Origin of the sequence: Staphylococcus sp. EG-SA-14 (assembly GCF_017151935.1) — a bacterium.
In the GTDB taxonomy this organism is placed as follows: Bacteria; Bacillota; Bacilli; order Staphylococcales; family Staphylococcaceae; genus Staphylococcus; species Staphylococcus aureus.
Map to the genome: position 1 here is coordinate 17,556 of NZ_JACVZM010000016.1, position 22,243 is coordinate 39,798.

Sequence of the window (22,243 nt, forward strand, 5' to 3'; positions counted from 1 at the left end):
CCAATGTTCAACATTAATATTGATGAAGATGAAGCACGTGAGTTACTTGAGCAGGCTATCAATGCACGTGTGGACGAATTAGCGAAAGAGAAATATTTTATGACTTACAAAGAGTTGTCTAACTATCTGAATTTAAGTAAGCCTACTATTGAAGAATTACTTATTAATAATGGCATGAAATATTATATGGTCGGATCTACGTACAGATTCAAAAAGTCTGATGTAGATGAATTCATGGAACAGCTTACTGCTCATATGAATATCCAGAATAACGACTTTAAACAAGTCAATATCAAAAAGTTATTGGAGGCAAGGCAATGAAAATCTACTTAACTTATATCTGCTTAGTTTCATTGTTAACAATATTATTACTAGCAATATCTAACATGTATGTTGCTTTTAGCGTTTATGCTTGGCTAATAACTTTAGGATGTAATTTAACAGGAGAGATTACAACGTGCGAAAACAAGTGATTATTACAAAAACAGTAGTTGGCTGGTACAACATTAAAGATACTCAACATAATTTAATGTTAAATATACCGCCAAAAGTATTTGAACAGTACTTTCCTGATGTTAGTAAAGATGTTCAAGTTGTGTGTTTAGAAATGGATTTATCAAAAATTACAGAAATTAAAAATAAGAAAAAAGTAGGTAGTTAAGATGGAAATCAAACAAAAATATCAATTATCAAAAGTGGTTAAAATATTAGAAGTAGTATTATACGAGGAAGATAAGTTTCAATCCGATAAGGACTATCATTATCAGGATAAAGCATTATATGAATATGCTTTAAAGTTAGTTCATAATGGATTGTTCAATATTCTTGCTGAATTAGATTTTGAAGATGAAGCATTTTTAATTCTTGATGAAGTAACAATGACGCTAAGTGATGTCATGAAAGAAACACAACATGTTTACCGTTATAGTGTCATAGATGAAAAAGGTGAACACAAACATACAACAGATCGCAAAGGACACGTGATTGGAATGTTAGAGTGGGCATTAGATTACATTGCGGGAAATATTGAAGTGGAGGAATTATAAATGAATTGGGAAATTAAAGATTTAATGTGTGATATTGAAGTGGTAAAAGAAAAAATCAATGATGTAGCTATCAAACATGCTTGGTTTGTTGAAGATAGATTTGTAAAAAATGAATTAGAAACAAAACGGGAACATATTAATTTTTCTGCTAGCTATTTAGAACATCGTATACAAAATGAACATACAGTTGAGTTATTACATGTGTACTTAAAAGAATTCGGTGAACTTATACAAAAATTTCATGAAATAGAAAAAGCATCATCTGAGAACTTTGGCGAGGTATCAGATGACGCACAAAAATTAAAAATCACAGAGTAATTTAGAAATTACACATGTTTATTATAACATTTTTTACTCTGTGAATCACTAGAGGTGCAAAAAATGAATGAAATTAAATTAGAATATGACACACATGTTTCAGTGGTACATTATGAAAGTTTAGACTCACGTTCATTTAATAGCTTTTCAAAAATTAATTGGAGTAAGTTGGTTAATAAACTGTCTGTACCTATAGAAGCAAATTATAAGTATGCACGTGGTGTTGCTGTTTACGGTGATATTAAAAACGGTGCAAATGATCAAGGTGAAATTATCAAAAAGCATCGAAACGATAAAAATGTCATATACAGAGATGTGATTGTACTTGATTATGATGAAATAAATGATTTAAAGCAATTACATGAAGCAATCAGCTCAGCTTTAAGCAATGTTGCATGGTTTTGGCACACAAGTTACTCGCACAGAACTGAACAAGCTAGAATACGCCTGTATATCCCTCTAAATGAGCGAATAAGTGCAGATGATTATCGTAAATATACAAAAGTATTAGCAAATAAAATTGGCCATAAAGTGGATGAAGGTTCATATCAGCCAAGTAGATGTTTTGCGTTACCAGTTATTCAAAAAGGACACATATTTATTAAGCGAGTGAATGACTGTCCAATTATGAATGTTGATATGCTCGAACAGTGGTCGAAGGAGTTTGAACAATCAAATGCTAGTCCTAATGTCATAGGATACACTCGACGCGATAGTGAGTACTGGCGCGAGCTATGCTTTGGAACAACCGAAGGCAATCGTAACAATGCACTAGCTAGCTTAATTGGGCATTTATTAAGATGTCACGTTAATGATTATATTGTTTATTCATTTGCTTTACTATGGGGGCAATTCGCATGTAAACCACCTATGAAAGAACAAGAAATCAACGCCACTTTTCAATCGATATTAAATAAACACTATAACAATTAGAAAGGGGCTTTGTATGGAAACAGGTAAAAGTGATGTACTTGATAAAATTGAAAAAATTAATAAAAAAGATAGTGCCTTACAAGAAATTATACCAAAAGGTTATGAAATTGAACATCATCAATGCGGTATTGCCTTAAATCAACTTATACCAAGTAAAAAAGAAGGCGAGCCAGATAAAAAGGTTTTTATCACAAGTACAATCCCTCAAATCACTGAACGCTTTGAAGATATTGAGAGTAACGAAGTCAGCTTTAATATGCTTTTCTATGACAATAAAACGCCAGTAAATATAGCTGTGAGTGCCGAAGAAATTTCAGATAGTCGTCAACTCTTGAAATTGGTTAATAAAAAGCTGGATGTAACATCGTCGACATCTACTAAACTTGTTGATTATATTAATGCATCTAAACGGTATAATCCACCATTGAATGTTAAAGTTGCAACGCGTTTGGGGCATGTGAAAGGTTATTTTATTTATCCTTATCAAGAAGTGATGAAAGACAGCAATATCAAGTTGTTTAGTAATGATAAAGGATTTCAAAAGTTAATAGACTCTTTTCAAAGCAAAGGAACATTAGAAGGTTACTCTAAAAAAGTGTTCGGTCAAATAAAAGATCTACCAATGGTAATGGTTATGTTATATGCCTCTTTAGGTTCGGTTTTATTAAGAGAATTTGGATTACAGCCCTTTATTGTAGAAATATCAGGTAGTACATCTACAGGTAAAACATTCACACTCAACTTAGTATCAAGTGTTTGGGGAACGAGCGACCTTATCACGACATGGAGTTCTACTCAAAATAGTATTGAATCGATGGCATCATTTTTGAACTCATTTCCAATGTTTAAAGATGATACACGTAATACACATCCTAAGTTTGTTACCAGTGCCACATATAACTTTTCTAGTGGTGAAAGTAAATCAAGAAGTAATATTAATTTAACACTAAACGCTAAAAAAGAATGGCGAAATATTTTAATTTCTACTGGTGAATCATCTATCGCAAATATGGCTGATGAAAAAGCGGGTGTATCAGCACGTGTAGTTACACTACAAGATCCACCATATCCAGATAATTTTGATTTTACCACATTAGACAAATCGTTTAGGGAGAACTATGGAACGTTAGGGTTGGCATTTATTAAACAATATGAGTCTAAAAAAGACGTGTATAAGAACGCTTTTGAGAGCTATCAACGGTATTTTAATCAAAAAGGTAGTAATGAAATCATGCAACGTTTAGGACGTGCCTTTGCGTTACTACAAGTTACCGGTGAGGTTTTGAATGATATTGATGGGTTTGAACATGACCATTTTAAAATTATCGAACAAGCCTATGACAGCATGGTTAAAAACAATAAGACGATTGATAAACCTAAGCAACTGTTAGAGGAACTATTACAATATTTAGATGCAAATAGAAATAATATCGCTGGTGATGGCTATAGTTCAGTCAAAAATGGTGACATCAAAGCTATATATAAACGTGATTATTTATGTATATTAGGTCAAACTGTACACGATAAATTAGGTCATGAAATGCAGACTATAACAGGTCAATGGGGCAAAAAAGGATATTTAATTAAAGGTGAAAAAGATCGCTTGCAAAAAAAGGTGAGTCACAAAAACATTAAGTATAGAGGATTTGCTATAAACAAAGAAATGCTTGAAGAATTAGGATTTGATTTCTCGAATTCTCATAATCCTTATTCAGATTATTAAATAGTTCCCAAAGTTCCCGATAAGTTCCCGCGAAAAACATACAAACGGGAACTATAAGACTACTTTAACCACAAGCAATTAAAGTTAATAGTTCCCGAAGTTCCCAATAAATAATATTATTATTTATTATTTGAAAACGAACAAATGTTGTTAGCTTTATACCATATATGATAGAAAATTTTTAACGGGTACAACGGGAACTAAGTTTATTTAAAGTTTATATATCAATGGTTTGACTAGTTCCCGATAAGTATTTTAAGTCGGGAATTCAACGGGGACTAGTTCCCATTTAAAAATATTGGAGGTAACACATGGATAAAGAGCAACTTAAAAAGTATATATACGATTATGTAAAAGAATATAAGGAGATACCGATATATCAGTTAGAAGATTTGTTTAAAGAAATGAATCACGACTATATAGGGAGAACCAGTGTCACACACGATAAGGATGAGAATATTGTGTTTTGGAGTGGATGGAACAAAATTACAATGTTTGCGCTGATTGAATTAGTTAAAAGTGAACAACTTGATTTAGTGTATAGAGGTAGTTTTGTAATGCGTTATTTGTTGGATGGTAGAGTTCCTAACTTACCATTAGCAATTTGTTATCCAGAAGATGGACAACAAACGGACGTGCCCTCATGGGTGCCTATGGTATTAAGAATAAATAAAGAGGAGAAAATCAAATGAACATAGAAACTATCGTAAACCAATTTGAAACACGAGCAGGCACGTTACTAAGGTACTACACAGGATTATTAGAACATAGTAAAGTGCAACCATGTTGCTTTAAGTTATACAATGATCCATTTGATATGGCATACGTGATGATGAATGGGAAGTTATTCGGTCATGTATATATTAAAGATTGTAAAGTAAGGCAATCGTTTGAATTAGCGTCACCTAAGCACACTGAGGGGCTTATAAGAAGCATAGAGGGGCATTATGTAGGTTATGAATTACATGATGGTAAACAGCTTTCTATTAGTGATGTGATGGCCAGTCAATTATTTGAAGATGAGTATTTTATGTATGGATTACAAACATATGCAGAATCAAATAATAGTGATGTGTTTGAGTACCTAGAAAATGGATTTGATACAGATACACTTGAGGGCATTCAGTCAAGTAATACTGATGTGATATCGAATATTGAAATGTTGTATCAGTTAGCTACGGGAATCAATGAACCAGCACCAGAGTTAGTTGAGGGGTTGAGATTAGTAACTGAGTTTGTACAAGATGAGAATGCGACACAAGAGGATTACAAGGCTTTAGAACGTAAGTTAACTGAGTTGAAGTCATCTTATTACAGTTTGAATAAGTAATTAAATATGGAGTCACACGTGGTGTGTGGCTCCTAATGTAAAAGTATAAGGTATAGAAGTTTTAAAATGTAAAGGTTGCAACAATAGTGAGTTAATAGATAGGTGTGCGAAATTAAAAAAAGTGTGAAATGTTGATATTGAGCTGTTTTATGGCTTTGAAAATAATAAGGTTATATAAAGGTGTTAGCTTTTAAAATCGGAAGGTATACAGTCTTTGAGAATTGAAAAAATGGCAAGATTTGTGCAAGGTGTGCGAACTTTGTTAACGCTAATACAAGCTAAAGTTTGTGTTTTTGGCATAGGCCTAAAAGTTAAGTTTGTTCGCTGTTTGTTCGTGTTATTTTACCGAACTTAAGTTCTATATTAGGTTAATGTGAAAAGCCTAACGTTAAGTTTATAACATGATTTTATAAGTGTTATATATGATAAGCTAAACAATTGATAAACGCGCTATAAAGCGAACGTAAGTTTGTTTTAGACCTGTAAAAATGGTATAATTTAGGTATGAAATAATTAAAAGAAAGAGGTGTAGAAATGCAAAGTATCGCAGAAAAAGAGACGTATCATTTACCCACCGAACACCTGCAAGTTTTCAATGTGATAAAAAATACGTCCAATAAGTATATTACTAAAACTAAAATCTTAAATCAATTGGGATATGAATATAATTCAAGCAATGAACGATGGTTACGAAGAGTAATCAATTCATTAGTATATGATTATGGTTATCCTATCGGATGCAGTTATAAACCTAGTGAACGTGGTTATTACATCATTACGACAGAACAAGAAAAGCAACAAGCGATGAGAAGTATTAAGAAATTAGCTGATGGCAGTATGAAACGCTATGAAGCTTTGAAACGAATTGAAGTGTAAAGGGGATAAAAATGAAAACTGAATCGTACTTTAAAGAATACAACCAATTTGTAATAGATCAACAAAAGGCTATACAAGAATTGGAACAAGAGCGTAATGCATTGGAGAGTAAAATAAAGATAGATAAGTCCACATATAAACAGTTAATCATGGATGGACAAGATGATAAAGCAGATAACCTATATCAAGCAACAGATGCTGATGAAAAGAAACTAAAAGCACTTAATAAACGCTTAGAGACAAAGAAAAGTGTGTCGAAAGAAGTTAAATATCAAAAGACAATTGAATTATTAAAACATCAAAGCGAGTTGTCATCATTATACGAATCAGAAAAGCAATCAGCTTTAGGTAAATTAAAAAAAGTAGTCGATGCATATAATGAGATCATTGATGAAATAGAAGATATTAATGATAGATATGAAGATGAGCATCAGCAATATGCGAGTATTTATAGTCAAGAACAATTATATGATGATAAAGAGGCTAGGGAAGCATTGAATGGCTACTTTAGAGAAAATATATTTACATCATATATTAATGGTAATGATTTGCCATACGAACACAATAACAAGTTGTTTTTAAAACGTTAAAAAGAAAGGGTAATTAAATGGAAACAAAATACGAGTTAAATAATACTAAAAAAGTCGCAAATGCATTTGGTTTAAATGAAGAAGATACAAATCTATTAATAAATGCAGTTGATTTGGATATTAAAAACAATATGCAGGAGATTTCAAGTGAGTTACAACAATCAGAACAGTCTAAGCAAAAGCAATATGGTACAACGCTACAAAATTTAGCTAAGCAAAACAGGATTATTAAATAGCAATGATTGCCTATCCAATTCGGGTAGGCTCTGTTTATAGGGGTGAATAAATGAAACTGCTTAAAACGAAGAATTGTTTATATTATCGTAATAGCGACAATAAATTATCTGAGTATCAACTATTAACGCAATTTAACCCAGCATTTATTAATAAAAAAATTAAATGTGTGAATTCCAAATTGAAAGTATGTATCATATGAGCGCGTCGACCACAACATGTGATGAAATAATGGGGGTCGTGTCTGTCTCATATCCGATTGAAAAATTAGTTATCAAAATTATTGAAACAAAAGCAGGGTTACAAAACTATAAAAATAGATCTATAAATAATATGGCGTTGTTGAAAAAGGTACTAAATCATTATACAGAAAAAGAGCAGAAGCAAGTTGTAAAATATATGCGTTCAAATGGACGATATAAGCCCTACAACGTCATTGAACGCTTACAAGTTGATTTGTATCAAGCAAGTATTAAACAACGTTCAGAACGTCAAAAACAAAGAAATACAGCAATTGAAAATAGCAAGATTGCACGAGTAAATGCTTATCACCAATCTTCACATGTAAAAGTGGTGTAACAATGGATAAAAAACAAATAAAAGGCATCGTGTGTGATTATCATAAGCGAACTAGAAGTGATGTATTAATAGATGATGATATAAATACTGATGAATTCTTTTCAATAGGTGATGAAAATTCTAATGAATGGATGGCAGACGATAACATTGATGATCATATTGTAAAGAATCACTTAGAAATGATTGTTGACCAAGTAGCTAATGATAAAGAGTTTTATATTTTCGATTCTTTAATACAAGGACGTAGTTTTAAAGATATTAGCAATGTCTTAGAGTGTTCAGAACAATCTGTAAGATTATGGTATGAAACCTTATTAGATAAAATTGTGGAGGTGATAGAATGAGTGAGTTAACGGCAAAACAAGCGCGTTTTGTGAATGAGTATATAAGAACACTTAATGTAACACAAAGTGCCATAAAAGCAGGCTATAGCGCAAATAGTGCACATGTGACAGGATGTAGGTTATTGAAGAAGCCACACATCAAGCAATATATACAAGAACAAAAAGATAAGGTTATAGATGAGAATGTATTAACCGCAAAAGAGTTACTACATGTGCTTACGAATGCGGCAGTCGGTGATGAAACAGAAACGAAAGAAGTTGTGGTCAAACGTGGAGAATATAAAGAGAATCCACAAAGTGGCAAAGTACAGTTAGTCTATAACGAACATGTTGAACTGGTAGAGGTACCAATTAAGCCTAGTGATCGTTTAAAAGCTCGTGATATGTTGGGTAAATACCATAAGTTATTTACAGATAAGCATGATATTAACGGGAATGTCCCTATATTCATTAACATTGGTGAATGGGATGGCGATGATGAAGAATTAGATAAAACTGTAAAAGATGTATCTAACAATAATCCTAATCATACTGTGATTGTGGATGATATTCCGTTAGAGGATTAATGTGAAACCATTACCTTCAAATAGGTGGTGGTTTATTTTATTTAAATTCTTTACGTCAAAGATTTAACTGGAGATATTCAAGAAAAGGCTAGAGAAAAACAACTATCAAATCTGAAGCAAAGTAAAATGTTTAGTTCAGCTGAACCAATACGAAAAGAGTAATTACAATATTAATAATGATAGAAAGGTAGTATTTAATAAGCATTATGTGTCAACAATTTCAGACTAACTTGACAAATTTAAATGAATTTGTAGTAAAAAGTACGAAAATGTTTTATATTATATATAAGCATTGCATATTTTTATTAATAATAATCGTTTTTAGAGGAGGGATCCAAATGGCGAATTATGCAAAAATAATGAAAAAATTTGATGATCATAAATACATTGTAAAATCATTTGATGTGGAAGATCTTTCTAAATTTGGATCTTATCCAGATAAAATGAAAAAGATATATGAACAAGGTTACTCTCAAGTAATAATCAATTCAAAAATAATGTTATCACTTCTAGAAAGAGTTATAGAGAACAAAAACTTAGAATTTATTAGTTTTGAGGTCAATGATCCTAGTTTAGATGAAGAAACTAGAACTCAAATAAATAAAATTATAGAAAACCTTAAAAGTAAAAAAATGGGCTTTTCAGCGGTGAAAGAATATCTTTTTTGGGTTTTCGATGAAGGTTCAATTTTTATAGACAAATTAATTCTATATAATTATGAAAAAAGTAGTAATATCGAAATAAATTCGAATGGACTTATATACTTCGATAATAAAGAAGAATTTGTTGATTTAGTTATTGCTAATTTGGAAAGCTATTTAAATGAATAGTAAATGGAAAAATGATTTAATTAAATCTGCTTGCACTCTTGTATTTTTGTTTTTTTCATATTACTTAGCTAGTAAAATAAATTTAATTGTTTATATTCCTATTATTAAAAATATCTTGTCAGAAAAGGTTTTATTTTCTATGGCAGTAGCGGTTTACACTGCTTTTTTCAATTTTATGATGTTTACTTATCTCTCGTATAGAACTCAAATTTCTATTAGAATTTTAGAAAAAAGAGATGAATCGGGTATAATTAAAGTTACTGATAAACCAAGAACTATAGTTGCTAAAATAGAAATTAATGATAGTTTAATTAAGAGAGGGCATATTACAATTCAATTCCCACAGTGGATAGATGTTATGAAAAGTAACGATCCATATATTAAAACGCTAACGCCCTCTAAATTTAAATACTCTTTTGAAGAGGGAACTACTAAAATATATCCAACGTTTGATATTACTTTGAGTGAAAGACACTCAGTGTCAGAAAAAGAAGGGGAAATTAGTGCTAAGTTTTATGGGAATATCGTGAAATACGAAGTGACAATTACAAATTTGAAAGTTCATAATAAATATAACTCAAAATAAAGTAGGGGATAAAGTGTTTAGTAAATATATTGATAACTCTAAAAATAAAGATGAGTCATACAAAAGTATAGATGAAATTATTGATAATATATTAAATTATGATAAATGGCTAACTCCCACTATAGATCCATATACAGGGGATCAATTAACGTATATTGTTGAAAAAGCCTTTGAAATGAATAAGGAAGTAAAAATTAAAGGGGAAACATTTACATTTAATTTACTTTCATTTAAATATGACTCTCTGATAACTGGATTTGAAAATAGCCCAATATATGAAGAAAGAGTAAAGCAAACAAATGGTTACTTTATAATTTATACTGACGGAAGTAGAACTCAATACATAATAAATAGAGGAACGGGTTCTAATGCGTTAAGTATATTAAGAAAAATCAACAATAGTGAATCTAATAAAATAATTGAGGCTAAAACATTTAGTTTTAACTCCGATTTCTTTATTTGGTTAATATCAAAGTTTAAAAATGATAATAATATAGATGAAAATGAAAATATAACCCTTGAGAGAGTGACAGGATTTAAGGGTTCTGGCAATGCTAATCAAGCTACTTTAATTGGGGCTGGTAATGATGTTATGAATTTGTTTAGTACTATGTCATTTATTATTGAAATGGATTCTCTTACTGAAATACTGGCTAAATTTAAGTACAATGAGCATACGATTGAAATTAGATTTTATGAGAGTAATTCTCAGATAGACATCAATATTGCTAAGTATACTGGAGAATATCTGAGAGAAGCAGAAAGTTTAAAGAATTCCTTAATTTTATTACATTCATTTATATTAATTATTCCAGCTGTTATTAATTCTTTTAATAACGATGAGTGGAATAAAGAAAAAGAAAAAAAATTCTCACAGGAAACTCTTGAAGCAGTTAAGATTAAAATAAAAAAAGCTGAAAAAATGATAAATGAATAAATTTATGAATTAAAATATTGAACACACTGACAAGTTAAAAAATCTTTTTAAACGTCACTTTCGAGTGGCGTTTTTATTTAAATAATTTATATGTGACATTTGGAATAAGAAATCGAATATAAATTCGATAGTTAAAATCAATAAAATGCCTATTTAATTTATAGTAATATTATGATATATGTAAGAGTGAACAGAATTTTATTACATATTAAAAAGGTGGTTATCGTGTGAGCATTAAAGAAATATGGAGATATTTAGTTAACAAGAAATGGAAAGCTGACGATGTATGTTATTTAGTATTTTACGTATTCTTAGCAAGCATATTTACAACTCCTTTATTAGGTGTTCCTATAGGCGTATTAGCCTATTTGTACTTTAATGAAGAGTTGTTTAAGTAGTAGTATTATTATACAAACAACTTATATATTAATTTCTATATCACTATAAGTGGCATTTTTTTATGCTGAGAAACGCCCTGTGTTGCAGTGAGGAATGAGTTTTAATAACTATGTATGCAAAATGTATATATTACATTGTTAAATTCGACATCATCAAAGGCTGGTCAGTCGATATTTGAAATTGGTTAAAGATTGAAACGTGTGAAAGAAAATGATTTAGCGCATGGAGATTTTAGACTGTGGCTTGAAAAAATTGGATTAAGCAAATCATCAGCTAATAGATTTATGAAAATAGCTGAAAATCCAGAATTAAATGTCCCACCGGTGGGACATATGGGCGCGAGTGTCTTATACTAATTAGCAACATTACCGCAAGAAGAGAGAGAAAAAGAGCATATCACTAAAGATGGCGAAACTAAAATTCCATACTAAATGTTTATGAATTTAACGGCAGAACTCAATTTTGAGCCTTGTAAAATTGCATATATTAGTTATATAAATGCTATTTATGGGTATTATATACATGGGAGGGGCAACGTTATTACTTGCCTATTAGAACATGGAATGGTTCTGCCCCAACTAGTCAGGTACTAGGCGACTAATGGGGAGAAATCAGTTGAAATGACATAGTCATGTCTATTTAAGCAGGTGCATTACACACCTGCTTTCTATTTACATTTAAAGATAAAATGTGCTATTATTTTACTAGAACTTTTTAACATTTCTCTCAAGATTTAAATGTAGATAACAGGCAGGTACTTCGGTACTTGCCTATTTTTATGTAAACATATTAGGTGTATGTATAAATTTAGGGTATTGATTATAGATACTTAATATATTGCGGAATGGTTGAAAAATGATAAAGTGAGGAAAAGGTACTTTGGTGTTTGACTGTCATTAGTATTAGTACTTTTAATGATTTTATTTTTAATGTGTATAGTAATTTATAAAATTGAAAGTTATCTAACAGTTAAGTAAATACTAAAACAATTACAAATAAATATTACATTGTCTTGGATTACCAAATGGTAATTGAAACCTCAGATCTTTAGTTTAAAGCTAATTTTAATAATGCAGACATTCAAGCAATTTTAAGGGTTGGTGGATAAAGAGAAAAAAATAATAGGGTATAGAATTAAGTTTTTTACCCTATACCCAGTTTTATATGAAGCAAGTAAAATCGGCAGCTGAATGGCTGGTTGATTTTGAGCAAAGATTTATTAAGATATGTCTTGTCATATTTCTCTTTATCATTTTGTCATTACTATAAGATATTTTTAAAAGTGCTACATTAGATTAAGAGTTATAGCTAGCCTTCGGGCTAGTTTTAAAAAAGAAATGAACATAGCCTAAAAAGACTCTTAATACTATTAAAGTTGCTAATGTAATTTCAAAAAATAAGAGCCATTCCCAAATTTCTGGGTACGTTAGTACAGGTAAACTATTTTTTAAGGCAGTTGCTGAAATTACTAAAGGAAAAGTGAAAGCTGAAAATACTGGTGAAAACGGCTCTTTTAGCAACTTTGGAAGTTTAAATATAATATAAAAATAAAAAAACTGAGCCAATACCAAAAGAATAATAACGATTAGATCATTTGCCTTAGGAAAAGTTATAACATATGCCGCAGCAACTAAAGAAAATGGTGCACAAATTGTGGAAGTGTTCGGTTTAATAGACGTTTGCAATGGATACGTTTTTAATCGTTTGAATACTATTGGTAAGACAATACATGTTGCTAAAAAACCATATATAACTGATAATTTTCCAATTAAATAAAATCCGCTGATTGGTGCTGTTAATCCAGCAATAGCAATACCAATATAAAGCACTGTCCATGAAGGATAAACATTCTCAAGTGAAAAATCTTTTAAATATTTAATTGAAAAAATAATCATATGTATCATAATCCCCATAAGACATAAGAGCCATAAGGGTGTTATTAAGCTAGTGATAATGGTTACATCACTAAAATACGTATTTAAATAAGTGGTTCCCAAAAATCCAGACATGAAAAATGTTGTGAACACAGATGAAACTAGAGGGGTATTCAATTGTTCTTTAACATTTTTAAAATTATTGAGAATAGTACATAAAAGGTGAACCCAAATAAAGAGGGCAAAGATACCGCAAATAGCATTTAAAACAAGTGATATGTCTTTCAAGAGATTGCCCAACCCCAACAAACCTAAGATCAATCCCGATGTTACTAAAGGTGCTTTTTGAAGTCTCATGATTTAAAACCTTCCTTTTGTGATTTTATTCACTAATTATAACATGATATCTTAGAACTATTAATAAGCAGAATGAGTTTTGTATGTTTAATGTGGATTAATATGATGTTGTTTCGGGAAATATATGTATTTATCTATTTTTGATATTTTATATTCAGTATAATACGTGATTACAACGTTGAATATAAAAAAATATGACGATGTTTATACGTATTAATATAAATATAATCACACGTTGCAGGCATCAAACGCTTATTTATTAATCAAAAATGGGTGGACAAATTTATATAGTTTTATCAATTTTAACATTTTACACTAACTTTATTAGGTGATATAAGATGCTGAGATAAGCATTATATTGCAATGAAAAAGCATTATATGGATAATCATATCTATCATTGCAAATATACTTATAGAGATTTATGTGTGCGATAATTGGTGGTCATAAATTGGTCATAATGAAATAAAAAAACTAAAAAAATTGAATGCATAAAGAATACACGATGCTGATTTAATAGGATTTTTGTATATGATTTATATCTATTTCATACTGCCCTTAATGCCAGGAATGATGTAAAACTGTTTATAGTTCTAACTAACTAGAAAATTACATTATGCACGAGTATGATTCATTCTAAGTACAAATTAGAATGCACGTAAATATATTTTAATTACGAGACGCCTTCCATTAGTTGACTAAACTTATGAGAGGTGTCTTTATTATGTGCTGATGTGTTATTGAGATTCTTAAATCATTGTGGTGCGGAAGTTATTGTATTGCCCTTAATATGAGAGTACATCAACTTCTATAAGTAATGCATATTGCGAGTGCAGGAATGAATGAGTGCTTGATTAAAATCCTTATGGGTGGTTGACATAATTAAAAGAAACCACATTTAAAATTTCTTAATCACAAGCGGTTAACTAGGTATAGTTTAGTTTTGAGTAGATCTTTTTAAAGGTGTACTTGTGCATTTTACTTAATTAAAGACATAAGACATTTAATGGGCCTAAAATAAATAAAAAACAAAAAACTACCTGTTTAGGTAGTTTTTTAAATGTAATAAATTAAAACACTAGTTCATTTCTTGTTAAAGATGGATAGTTATTTTATAGATAAATTTGTCCTTTAGTGTAGCGGTAATTTTTAGGACTTTTTGGTGGTATAAATGTTCTTAATAAAGTTAATAGTCCTACTTTACCGCAAAGCATAACGAATATAATAATTATTTTAGTAATACCATGATATTCTGTGGTAAGGTTCATACTTAACCCGACTGTTCCGAATGCAGAAACCACTTCGAATAATAACTTGATTAATGATATGTTCGGATTAATTATCGATAATATAAAAGTAATGATACTGATAAATAGAAATGAGATATTAATGGTAACAATAGATAGTTTTATATGTTTGTCAGATATTTCTTTATTGAATACTGAAACATTATTTTCTTTACGTATATAATTTAGTACAAAAATAAACGCTACTGCAAAAGTAGTTATTTTAATTCCTCCAGCTGCACTGAGAGGGGCACCACCAATAAACATAAGTAGCATTAACATTAAGGCGGTAGATTTGTTAATGCTTGCTATATCTATACTGTTAAAACCCGCTGTTCGTGTTGTTACTGATTGGAAAAAAGAATTTCCGATTTTTTCAACTAGTCCCATATGTTGCATAGTATTAAACTGTTCTAATAAAAAGAATGTAATAGCTCCTATAATTATTAGGATACTAGTTGTAGTTAAGACTAATTTAGAATGTAAAGATAATTTACTCAATTTTTTACAATTAATAAAGTCTATCACGACAAAATGTCCAATACCTCCAAATATTATGAGTATTGAGATTGTAATAATGACAATTGGATCACTAGAATAATCTATTAAGTTATTCTTAAAAAGGGCAAATCCAGCATTATTAAAAGCTGATACTGATGTGAATAAGCTTAAAAATAAACCTTTGCCTATACCAAATTTTGGTATAAAAGATAAACACAAACAAATCATACCAATTAATTCAGTGACTAAACTATAAATAGCCAAGTGTTTAATTAGTTTAATAACACCACCAGGTTCGTCAATATTCCATGTAACCATAATCAAGAATCTATTTTTCATTGATATCTTTCTATTTAAAAATACTAGTGTCAATAGGGTTACGGTCACGATACCCAGACCACCTATTTGAATTAATAATAGTATTACTATTTCACCAAGTATATTAAACTGTGATCCTATATCAACTGGGGATAGGCCAGTAACTGTAAATGCACTTGAAGCTATAAATAGGGCATCTAAAAAAGATATTGGCTTTTTACCAGTGAAAGGTAAATACAATAAAAGTGCACCTATGATAGTTGTAGAGAAGAAAAGCATTAAATAAAAATATAAAGGTTTGTGGACTTTGTTCATTTTAATTTCATACTCCTTTATATTATAAATTAATAATTAGATAATATCATAAATGAAAATAGAAATGTTACTGATGTGTATTACTAACAGGCGTTGACTAATTCTTTTAATATTTTATAATTGAAAATGAATATCAATTAAAAAACAAAAGGATGATATTATGAAAAGATTAATTGGAATTTTATTATGTAATTTATTTATTTTGACTGCGTGTTCAGCATCTGTCGATAAAACAAGTAACTCGACAAAGACTACAGACTATAAAATTGAAAATGGTGAAACACTGAAAGTACCAGAGAAACCTAAAAGAGTTGCTGTATTAACTGGATTTTATGTTGGTGATTTTATAAAGTTAGGAATCAAACCAATTGCTGTTTCAGATATAACTAAAGATTCTTCAATTTTAAAACCTTATTTAAAAGGGGTTGATTATATTGGAGAAAATGATGTTGAAAGAGTTGCTAAAGCAAAACCAGATTTAATTGTTGTAGATGCTATGGATAAAAATATAAAAAAATACCAAAAAATAGCGCCAACAATCCCATATACATACAATAAATACAATCATAAAGAAATATTAAAAGAAATAGGCAAGTTGACTAATAATGAAGATAAAGCTAAAAAATGGATTGAAGAGTGGGACGATAAAACTAGAAAAGATAAAAAAGAAATTCAAAGTAAAATTGGTCAAGCAACAGCATCTGTGTTTGAACCAGATGAAAAGCAAATATACATATATAACTCTACATGGGGTCGTGGTTTGGATATTGTTCATGATGCATTCGGTATGCCAATGACAAAGCAATATAAAGATAAATTACAAGAAGATAAAAAAGGCTATGCTTCCATTTCAAAAGAAAATATTAGTAAATATGCTGGTGATTATATATTTTTAAGTAAACCTTCGTACGGAAAATTTGATTTTGAAAAAACACATACATGGCAGAATATTGAAGCTGTAAAAAAAGGACATGTAATTTCATATAAAGCAGAAGATTATTGGTTCACAGATCCTATTACATTAGAACATTTGAGAAGTAAATTAAAAAAAGAAATTTTAAATAAAAAATAATAGAAATAAGTTGTAAAAATTTTCTTATGCATTGGTACTAATGTTTTTAAGGAGTGATTAAATGAAGCAACTGGTTGGAATTCCCGAATCAATGTTAATTCCTTTGATAGCTCGAGCAAAAGAGTACGAAAACGAAAAACCAATAATAAAAGACGCACTATCTAAAAAAATATTTGATGGTTTAGATGATATGTACAAAAATGTTACATGTGATGACATGTCTCAAATTGGAATTAGTATACGTACTGTGATAATAGATTGTGTTACTAAGAGGCTTATCAAGGATAATAAAGATTTAATCGTGGTCAATATAGGTTGTGGCTTAGATACAAGGTTTCAAAGATTTAATAAAGAAAAAATATCATGGATAGATTTAGATGTACCAGAATCAATAGAAATACGAAAAACATTTTTTAAAGAAAGTAATAGTTATAAGATGATATCTAAATCTATGCTAGATTACAGTTGGATTGATGATGTCAAAAATTATAAATTTTTTAATAGTAAGTCAGATATATTGTTTATTATTGAAGGTGTATTGATGTATTTTGATGAGAGTGTAATGACTCAATTATTGGACACTATTATCAAAAAGATGGGAGATCATAATTTGACATTTGCGATTGAATTTTGCTCAAAAACAATTGCGAATAATACAAAGAGACATCAATCGGTATCAAAGTTATCCTCACAACCTGTTTTTAAATATGGTTACAATGATTTAAAAAAATTGAATGAAATTTTACCAAATACAATAAGAGTAATACATGAATATAATTATTTTGACTATTATAAGAATCGATGGGGCTTATTTGGATATTGTAGATTTATACCTTATTTAAAAAAAAGGTTAAACAATAAAATAGTACTTATGAAATATAAAGTTCCAAAGAGACAGAGACATTAAGTTCTTAGACAATGTAAAAAAGCTGATTTCTATAAATTATTTGATAGAAATCAGCTTTTTTCAAATGTATTTGATAATTTACAGCTCGTTGAGCTGCTGTTTTCTAGGGATTTATGTCCCATTCCTTTTACGAGAAGGTTTTTACGAGTTTTATGTAACTATTAGAAGCTATCTTTTTATATGACCATTAGTCAATATATGTATGACAAATCAGCACAATAATTTCAGTTTTACATCACTTAATCAATGAAAATGTGCTTGTTGATATTTGAATATTTACATTCAAACAATATTCATCGTTATTTCTATCAACTTAAAATTCGCAATAAAAAACTGCCAGCACGCGAATAGGGCAGCTGACAGCATCGTTCTTATTTCTCTTTTAAATATTTAATGGAAGCCTCTTTAAAAATATCAATATATTTCAGATACATATCTTTTTCAATATATTCATCGATTTGATGTGCCATTAATGGATTACCTGGTCCAAAAATGGCTAAATCAACATTGTCCTTATTATCTCCTAAGAAACTAGAGGCATCTGTTGCACCTACAAGCGCCGAAACAAATATATCGTCTTTGTCTACATAACTAGAAGCTACATCTTTAATCGTAGTAATTAATTTGCTATTTTTATCGCTTGTTACAGGTCGGTGATTGCTTGGAATATCGAGTGAAAGCTTATTGCTATCCACATCATTAATGATATTTTGGAAAAACGATTCTATAAAGTCGTTATCATACTCAGGAACTGGTCTTACGTTAAATTCAAGTGAAGCTTCATCTGGTACAGAGTTAAATTGTTTGCCGCCATTTATAATCGAACATACAGCTGTAAGACCAGATGCATAATTTGCATCCTCTTCAGAAATTTCTTTTCCAATCAATGATTTGAACATAGGCGCAACATCTAATTCATGTTTAGTATCTTGTTGTTTAAGCTCTGAATATTTTTCTTTAAATAGATTATAAAATTCAAGCAGTGTATCAATTGCATTGTCACCAATAAATGGAACTGAGCTATGGACAGCTTTACCAGTTGCAGTTACTTTACATGACATAGACCCCTTATGTGCATAATAAATTCCAGATCCAGTTGGTTCAGCAATAATTAAGCCATCGACATCGTCTAAATAGCCTTTATCAGCTAATAATTTGGCACCTTCTTGTTCTTTCTCTTCGCCAGCAGTAGCTAGTAATCTTATCGTTCCTTGAGGCAATTGATTTTGTTCTTTTAATTCAATGAGTGTGATGACCAAAGCCATCAGACCGCCTTTCATATCCGTTGTGCCTCGACCGTATAATTTGCCAGCTTTTTCTGTGAGTTGAAAAGGGGGATAAGTCCAATTATCTTGATTTCCTGCATCAACAACATCCATATGACCACTCAATGCGAGTATAGGTGAGCCGTTACCGATTTCTGCAACGATATTGGCGCGGTGTTCATTAACTTTCAAAATTTCTGATTTAATATCGTACTTGTCGAATAAATCTTTTAAATAATTACAAACGTCTATTTCATTATTATTTTCAGTTTGTAGTTCAACAATATCTGCTAGTAATTGAATTTTTTCTTTTTCACTAAAAGTTGTCATTAAGCTCACACCTTTTCAAAGTAGTATATATATTTATATAAACATAATTTTTATTCTTAAACATAATTTAAAATGCAGAAAGTAGTGTGTTATTTGATTTCGTTCTATGAAATTAACTATCTAGTATCAACAATCTTATTAACACTGATATCGGATATGCTTAATTTTATAGTAAATTGTATGAGAAAGATGCAGGATATTATTTAGCTAATAATTATATATAAATTTCAAATCGATGGTTATTAACTACTAAATAAAAATATTTGCTAAATTAATGACTTTGTACACACATTATTTTTAAAGAGGATAAAGTATTTAATAATATTAACAAAATCATTTAATAAATAGTTAAATATATATTCTCTGTTTTTGTGATATTATTCACATGTCGATACATATCAACAAATATCAATCATACGAAAGAAGGTTATAACAATGAAAAATAAAAAACGTGTTTTAATAGCGTCATCATTATCATGTGCAATTTTATTGTTATCAGCAGCAACGACTCAAGCAAATTCAGCTCATAAAGACTCGCAAGATCAAAATAAGAAAGAACATGTTGATAAGTCTCAACAAAAAGACAAACGTAATGTTACTAATAAAGATAAAAATTCAACAGTACCTGATGATATTGGGAAAAACGGTAAAATCACAAAACGAACTGAAACAGTATATGATGAGAAAACAAATATACTCCAAAATTTACAATTCGACTTTATCGATGATCCAACTTATGACAAGAATGTATTACTTGTTAAAAAACAAGGCTCAATTCATTCAAATTTAAAGTTTGAATCTCATAAAGAAGAAAAAAATTCAAATTGGTTAAAGTATCCAAGTGAGTACCATGTAGATTTTCAAGTAAAAAGAAATCGTAAAACTGAAATATTAGACCAATTGCCGAAAAATAAAATTTCAACTGCGAAAGTAGACAGTACATTTTCATATAGCTCAGGTGGTAAATTCGATTCAACGAAAGGTATTGGACGAACTTCATCAAATAGCTACTCCAAAACGATTAGTTATAATCAGCAAAATTATGACACAATTGCCAGCGGTAAAAATAATAACTGGCATGTACACTGGTCAGTTATTGCGAATGACTTGAAGTATGGTGGAGAAGTGAAAAATAGAAATGATGAATTATTATTCTATAGAAATACGAGAATTGCTACTGTAGAAAACCCTGAGCTAAGCTTTGCTTCAAAATATAGATACCCAGCATTAGTAAGAAGTGGCTTTAATCCAGAATTTTTAACTTATTTATCTAATGAAAAGTCAAATGAGAAAACGCAATTTGAAGTAACATACACACGAAATCAAGATATTTTGAAAAACAGACCTGGAATACATTATGCACCTCCAATTTTAGAAAAAAATAAAGATGGTCAAAGGTTAATTGTCACTTATGAAGTTGATTGGAAAAATAAAACAGTTAAAGTCGTTGATAAATATTCTGATGACAATAAACCTTATAAAGAAGGATAATATTGAAAGGGCGGATTACTAATGATTAAACAATTATACAAAAACATCACAATTTGTAGTTTAGCAATATCTACTGCATTAACTGTATTTCCGGCAACTTCTTATGCAAAAATTAATTCTGAAATTAAAGCTGTTTCTGAGAAGAATCTTGATGGTGATACTAAAATGTATACACGTACAGCTACAACAAGTGATAGTCAAAAAAATATTACTCAAAGCTTACAATTTAATTTCTTAACTGAACCTAATTATGATAAAGAAACAGTATTTATTAAAGCAAAAGGTACAATTGGTAGTGGTTTGAGAATTTTAGACCCAAATGGTTATTGGAATAGTACATTAAGATGGCCTGGATCTTATTCAGTTTCAATTCAAAATGTTGATGACAACAACAATACAAATGTGACTGACTTTGCACCAAAAAATCAGGATGAATCAAGAGAAGTTAAATATACGTATGGTTATAAAACAGGTGGAGATTTTTCGATTAATCGTGGAGGCTTAACTGGAAATATTACAAAAGAGAGTAATTATTCAGAGACGATTAGTTATCAACAACCATCATATCGTACATTACTTGATCAATCTACGTCACATAAAGGTGTAGGTTGGAAAGTAGAAGCACATTTGATAAATAATATGGGACATGACCATACGAGACAATTAACTAATGATAGTGATAATAGAACTAAAAGTGAAATCTTTTCTTTAACACGAAATGGAAATTTATGGGCGAAAGATAATTTCACACCTAAAGACAAAATGCCTGTAACTGTGTCTGAAGGGTTTAATCCAGAATTTTTAGCTGTTATGTCACATGATAAAAAAGACAAAGGTAAATCACAATTTGTTGTTCATTATAAAAGATCAATGGATGAGTTTAAAATAGATTGGAATCGCCATGGTTTCTGGGGCTATTGGTCTGGTGAAAACCATGTAGATAAAAAAGAAGAAAAATTATCAGCATTATATGAAGTTGATTGGAAGACGCATGATGTGAAGTTTGTAAAAGTACTTAATGATAATGAAAAGAAATAAGTAATAAAAGTTGCCTGCTACATAGAATGTAGTAGGTAACTTTTATTTATATTTGAATAGATAGATTTATTATGATGTGCAGTGTATGAATCTTGTTTGAGTGTAGAGTAAAGACTTGTATTAATGAAAAATTAAAATTGTTAAGATGATTTTATTAAAATGTAAGTCAATTCAAATTTTAACAATATAACTCGCTTCGA

At 29.8% G+C, this 22,243-nt stretch carries 26 protein-coding genes and 3 pseudogenes; 26 read left to right on the forward strand and 3 right to left on the reverse strand.

The annotated features are described in order from the left end of the window. Positions 1-3: 3 nt before the first annotated feature. The 22 genes and pseudogenes from IDG63_RS09865 (at position 4) to IDG63_RS14725 (ending at position 12,481) form a co-directional block, all read left to right on the forward strand. Positions 4-321 (forward strand): helix-turn-helix domain-containing protein, encoded by a 318-nt coding sequence (locus IDG63_RS09865; protein ID WP_000481967.1) that lies wholly within the window; start codon positions 4-6, stop codon positions 319-321. Continuing rightward, a complete protein-coding gene (locus tag IDG63_RS09870) occupies positions 318-473 on the forward strand; it encodes a hypothetical protein (protein ID WP_000708433.1) in 156 nt (51 codons plus the stop codon). Before IDG63_RS09865 ends, IDG63_RS09870 begins: the two co-directional genes overlap by 4 nt. Then, the gene (locus IDG63_RS09875; RefSeq protein WP_001231378.1) at positions 458-661 is read left to right on the forward strand and encodes a hypothetical protein; all 204 of its coding nucleotides are present in this window, start codon (positions 458-460) and stop codon (positions 659-661) included. Before IDG63_RS09870 ends, IDG63_RS09875 begins: the two co-directional genes overlap by 16 nt. Before the next feature lies 1 nt (position 662). Further along, complete coding sequence (locus tag IDG63_RS09880) at positions 663-1,046, forward strand: hypothetical protein (protein ID WP_000403839.1); 384 nt, start codon at positions 663-665, stop codon at positions 1,044-1,046. Next, positions 1,047-1,364, forward strand: coding sequence for a type II toxin-antitoxin system toxin TscT (gene tscT, locus IDG63_RS09885; protein ID WP_001103952.1), 318 nt, complete (start codon positions 1,047-1,049; stop codon positions 1,362-1,364). Positions 1,365-1,427: 63 nt separating this feature from the next. Next, positions 1,428-2,297, forward strand: coding sequence for a primase alpha helix C-terminal domain-containing protein (locus IDG63_RS09890; RefSeq protein WP_001002721.1), 870 nt, complete (start codon positions 1,428-1,430; stop codon positions 2,295-2,297). Positions 2,298-2,310: 13 nt separating this feature from the next. Next, positions 2,311-4,020, forward strand: a complete 1,710-nt coding sequence (locus IDG63_RS09895; RefSeq protein ID WP_000447451.1) for a DUF927 domain-containing protein — start codon at positions 2,311-2,313, stop codon at positions 4,018-4,020. A 311-nt stretch (positions 4,021-4,331) separates the two neighbouring features. Next, positions 4,332-4,712: a hypothetical protein gene (locus tag IDG63_RS09900; RefSeq protein WP_000356937.1), complete on the forward strand. Its 381-nt coding sequence runs from the start codon at positions 4,332-4,334 to the stop codon at positions 4,710-4,712. Beyond that, positions 4,709-5,350: a pathogenicity island protein gene (locus IDG63_RS09905; protein ID WP_086095902.1), complete on the forward strand. Its 642-nt coding sequence runs from the start codon at positions 4,709-4,711 to the stop codon at positions 5,348-5,350. Before IDG63_RS09900 ends, IDG63_RS09905 begins: the two co-directional genes overlap by 4 nt. Positions 5,351-5,884: 534 nt before the next feature. Further along, complete coding sequence (locus tag IDG63_RS09910; protein WP_001190614.1) at positions 5,885-6,226, forward strand: hypothetical protein; 342 nt, start codon at positions 5,885-5,887, stop codon at positions 6,224-6,226. Between the two features lie 11 nt (positions 6,227-6,237). Next, positions 6,238-6,816 (forward strand): hypothetical protein, encoded by a 579-nt coding sequence (locus tag IDG63_RS09915; RefSeq protein ID WP_000846280.1) that lies wholly within the window; start codon positions 6,238-6,240, stop codon positions 6,814-6,816. A gap of 17 nt (positions 6,817-6,833) precedes the next feature. Continuing rightward, complete coding sequence (locus tag IDG63_RS09920) at positions 6,834-7,052, forward strand: capsid morphogenesis B protein (RefSeq protein WP_000448775.1); 219 nt, start codon at positions 6,834-6,836, stop codon at positions 7,050-7,052. Positions 7,053-7,102: 50 nt separating this feature from the next. Next, positions 7,103-7,629 (forward strand): annotated as a pseudogene (locus IDG63_RS09925) (spore coat protein). A gap of 2 nt (positions 7,630-7,631) precedes the next feature. After that, positions 7,632-7,973, forward strand: a complete 342-nt coding sequence (locus IDG63_RS09930; RefSeq protein WP_001662732.1) for a hypothetical protein — start codon at positions 7,632-7,634, stop codon at positions 7,971-7,973. Next, positions 7,970-8,539: a terminase small subunit gene (locus tag IDG63_RS09935; RefSeq protein WP_086095903.1), complete on the forward strand. Its 570-nt coding sequence runs from the start codon at positions 7,970-7,972 to the stop codon at positions 8,537-8,539. Before IDG63_RS09930 ends, IDG63_RS09935 begins: the two co-directional genes overlap by 4 nt. A 338-nt stretch (positions 8,540-8,877) precedes the next feature. Next, positions 8,878-9,369: a hypothetical protein gene (locus tag IDG63_RS09940; protein ID WP_086095904.1), complete on the forward strand. Its 492-nt coding sequence runs from the start codon at positions 8,878-8,880 to the stop codon at positions 9,367-9,369. Then, the gene (locus tag IDG63_RS09945) at positions 9,362-9,955 is read left to right on the forward strand and encodes a hypothetical protein (protein ID WP_033842524.1); all 594 of its coding nucleotides are present in this window, start codon (positions 9,362-9,364) and stop codon (positions 9,953-9,955) included. Before IDG63_RS09940 ends, IDG63_RS09945 begins: the two co-directional genes overlap by 8 nt. 13 nt (positions 9,956-9,968) lie before the next feature. Beyond that, positions 9,969-10,892 carry a hypothetical protein gene (locus tag IDG63_RS09950; RefSeq protein WP_033842523.1) on the forward strand — a complete coding sequence of 308 codons (924 nt, stop codon included), beginning with the start codon at positions 9,969-9,971 and terminating at the stop codon, positions 10,890-10,892. 227 nt (positions 10,893-11,119) lie between these two features. Further along, positions 11,120-11,290, forward strand: coding sequence for a VraH family peptide resistance protein (locus tag IDG63_RS09955; protein ID WP_000022955.1), 171 nt, complete (start codon positions 11,120-11,122; stop codon positions 11,288-11,290). A 192-nt stretch (positions 11,291-11,482) separates the two neighbouring features. Then, the gene (locus IDG63_RS09960) at positions 11,483-11,647 is read left to right on the forward strand and encodes a hypothetical protein (RefSeq protein ID WP_153153625.1); all 165 of its coding nucleotides are present in this window, start codon (positions 11,483-11,485) and stop codon (positions 11,645-11,647) included. A gap of 146 nt (positions 11,648-11,793) precedes the next feature. Continuing rightward, positions 11,794-11,892, forward strand: a pseudogene (locus IDG63_RS14720) (hypothetical protein); the annotation flags it as partial. A gap of 313 nt (positions 11,893-12,205) precedes the next feature. Continuing rightward, positions 12,206-12,481 (forward strand): annotated as a pseudogene (locus tag IDG63_RS14725) (hypothetical protein). 105 nt (positions 12,482-12,586) lie between these two features. Here IDG63_RS14725 and IDG63_RS09965 read toward each other — a convergent pair. Both IDG63_RS09965 and IDG63_RS09970 read right to left on the reverse strand, forming a co-directional pair. Next, entirely contained in the window at positions 12,587-13,522 is a 936-nt protein-coding gene (locus IDG63_RS09965; RefSeq protein WP_001239268.1) for a TDT family transporter, read from the reverse strand. A gap of 1,110 nt (positions 13,523-14,632) precedes the next feature. Further along, positions 14,633-15,940 carry a TrkH family potassium uptake protein gene (locus IDG63_RS09970; RefSeq protein ID WP_001045079.1) on the reverse strand — a complete coding sequence of 436 codons (1,308 nt, stop codon included), beginning with the start codon at positions 15,938-15,940 and terminating at the stop codon, positions 14,633-14,635. 160 nt (positions 15,941-16,100) lie between these two features. On the opposite strand from IDG63_RS09970, the gene IDG63_RS09975 reads away from it, so the two are divergent. Then, positions 16,101-17,012 carry an iron-hydroxamate ABC transporter substrate-binding protein gene (locus IDG63_RS09975; RefSeq protein ID WP_000825510.1) on the forward strand — a complete coding sequence of 304 codons (912 nt, stop codon included), beginning with the start codon at positions 16,101-16,103 and terminating at the stop codon, positions 17,010-17,012. A 61-nt stretch (positions 17,013-17,073) separates the two neighbouring features. Then, a complete protein-coding gene (locus IDG63_RS09980) occupies positions 17,074-17,919 on the forward strand; it encodes a class I SAM-dependent methyltransferase (protein ID WP_000812008.1) in 846 nt (281 codons plus the stop codon). Between the two features lie 371 nt (positions 17,920-18,290). Here the strand turns inward: IDG63_RS09980 and IDG63_RS09985 are convergent, their stop codons facing one another. Next, positions 18,291-19,514, reverse strand: a complete 1,224-nt coding sequence (locus IDG63_RS09985) for an ArgE/DapE family deacylase (RefSeq protein WP_000206622.1) — start codon at positions 19,512-19,514, stop codon at positions 18,291-18,293. Between the two features lie 435 nt (positions 19,515-19,949). On the opposite strand from IDG63_RS09985, the gene lukH reads away from it, so the two are divergent. Further along, a complete protein-coding gene (lukH, locus tag IDG63_RS09990) occupies positions 19,950-21,005 on the forward strand; it encodes a bi-component leukocidin LukGH subunit H (protein ID WP_000791411.1) in 1,056 nt (351 codons plus the stop codon). Positions 21,006-21,026: 21 nt separating this feature from the next. Continuing rightward, on the forward strand, positions 21,027-22,043 hold the full coding sequence (lukG, locus tag IDG63_RS09995) for a bi-component leukocidin LukGH subunit G (protein WP_000595392.1): 1,017 nt from the start codon (positions 21,027-21,029) through the stop codon (positions 22,041-22,043). The last annotated feature ends 200 nt before the right edge of the window (positions 22,044-22,243 follow it).

Excerpts from the sequence above, each read along its gene's own strand:
- IDG63_RS09975 (WP_000825510.1), top strand. The coding sequence starts at position 16,101 with ATGAAAAGATTAATTGGAATTTTATTATGTAATTTATTTATTTTGACT.
- IDG63_RS09865 (WP_000481967.1), top strand. The coding sequence starts at position 4 with ATGTTCAACATTAATATTGATGAAGATGAAGCACGTGAGTTACTTGAG.
- IDG63_RS09980 (WP_000812008.1), top strand. The coding sequence starts at position 17,074 with ATGAAGCAACTGGTTGGAATTCCCGAATCAATGTTAATTCCTTTGATA.
- IDG63_RS09935 (WP_086095903.1), top strand. The coding sequence starts at position 7,970 with ATGAGTGAGTTAACGGCAAAACAAGCGCGTTTTGTGAATGAGTATATA.
- IDG63_RS09915 (WP_000846280.1), top strand. The coding sequence starts at position 6,238 with ATGAAAACTGAATCGTACTTTAAAGAATACAACCAATTTGTAATAGAT.
- IDG63_RS09900 (WP_000356937.1), top strand. The coding sequence starts at position 4,332 with ATGGATAAAGAGCAACTTAAAAAGTATATATACGATTATGTAAAAGAA.
- IDG63_RS09985 (WP_000206622.1), bottom strand. The coding sequence starts at position 19,514 with ATGACAACTTTTAGTGAAAAAGAAAAAATTCAATTACTAGCAGATATT.
- IDG63_RS09920 (WP_000448775.1), top strand. The coding sequence starts at position 6,834 with ATGGAAACAAAATACGAGTTAAATAATACTAAAAAAGTCGCAAATGCA.
- IDG63_RS09890 (WP_001002721.1), top strand. The coding sequence starts at position 1,428 with ATGAATGAAATTAAATTAGAATATGACACACATGTTTCAGTGGTACAT.
- IDG63_RS09910 (WP_001190614.1), top strand. The coding sequence starts at position 5,885 with ATGCAAAGTATCGCAGAAAAAGAGACGTATCATTTACCCACCGAACAC.
- IDG63_RS09895 (WP_000447451.1), top strand. The coding sequence starts at position 2,311 with ATGGAAACAGGTAAAAGTGATGTACTTGATAAAATTGAAAAAATTAAT.
- IDG63_RS09965 (WP_001239268.1), bottom strand. The coding sequence starts at position 13,522 with ATGAGACTTCAAAAAGCACCTTTAGTAACATCGGGATTGATCTTAGGT.
- lukG (WP_000595392.1), top strand. The coding sequence starts at position 21,027 with ATGATTAAACAATTATACAAAAACATCACAATTTGTAGTTTAGCAATA.
- IDG63_RS09870 (WP_000708433.1), top strand. The coding sequence starts at position 318 with ATGAAAATCTACTTAACTTATATCTGCTTAGTTTCATTGTTAACAATA.
- lukH (WP_000791411.1), top strand. The coding sequence starts at position 19,950 with ATGAAAAATAAAAAACGTGTTTTAATAGCGTCATCATTATCATGTGCA.
- IDG63_RS09940 (WP_086095904.1), top strand. The coding sequence starts at position 8,878 with ATGGCGAATTATGCAAAAATAATGAAAAAATTTGATGATCATAAATAC.
- IDG63_RS09880 (WP_000403839.1), top strand. The coding sequence starts at position 663 with ATGGAAATCAAACAAAAATATCAATTATCAAAAGTGGTTAAAATATTA.
- IDG63_RS09905 (WP_086095902.1), top strand. The coding sequence starts at position 4,709 with ATGAACATAGAAACTATCGTAAACCAATTTGAAACACGAGCAGGCACG.
- IDG63_RS09970 (WP_001045079.1), bottom strand. The coding sequence starts at position 15,940 with ATGAACAAAGTCCACAAACCTTTATATTTTTATTTAATGCTTTTCTTC.
- tscT (WP_001103952.1), top strand. The coding sequence starts at position 1,047 with ATGAATTGGGAAATTAAAGATTTAATGTGTGATATTGAAGTGGTAAAA.
- IDG63_RS09930 (WP_001662732.1), top strand. The coding sequence starts at position 7,632 with ATGGATAAAAAACAAATAAAAGGCATCGTGTGTGATTATCATAAGCGA.
- IDG63_RS09945 (WP_033842524.1), top strand. The coding sequence starts at position 9,362 with ATGAATAGTAAATGGAAAAATGATTTAATTAAATCTGCTTGCACTCTT.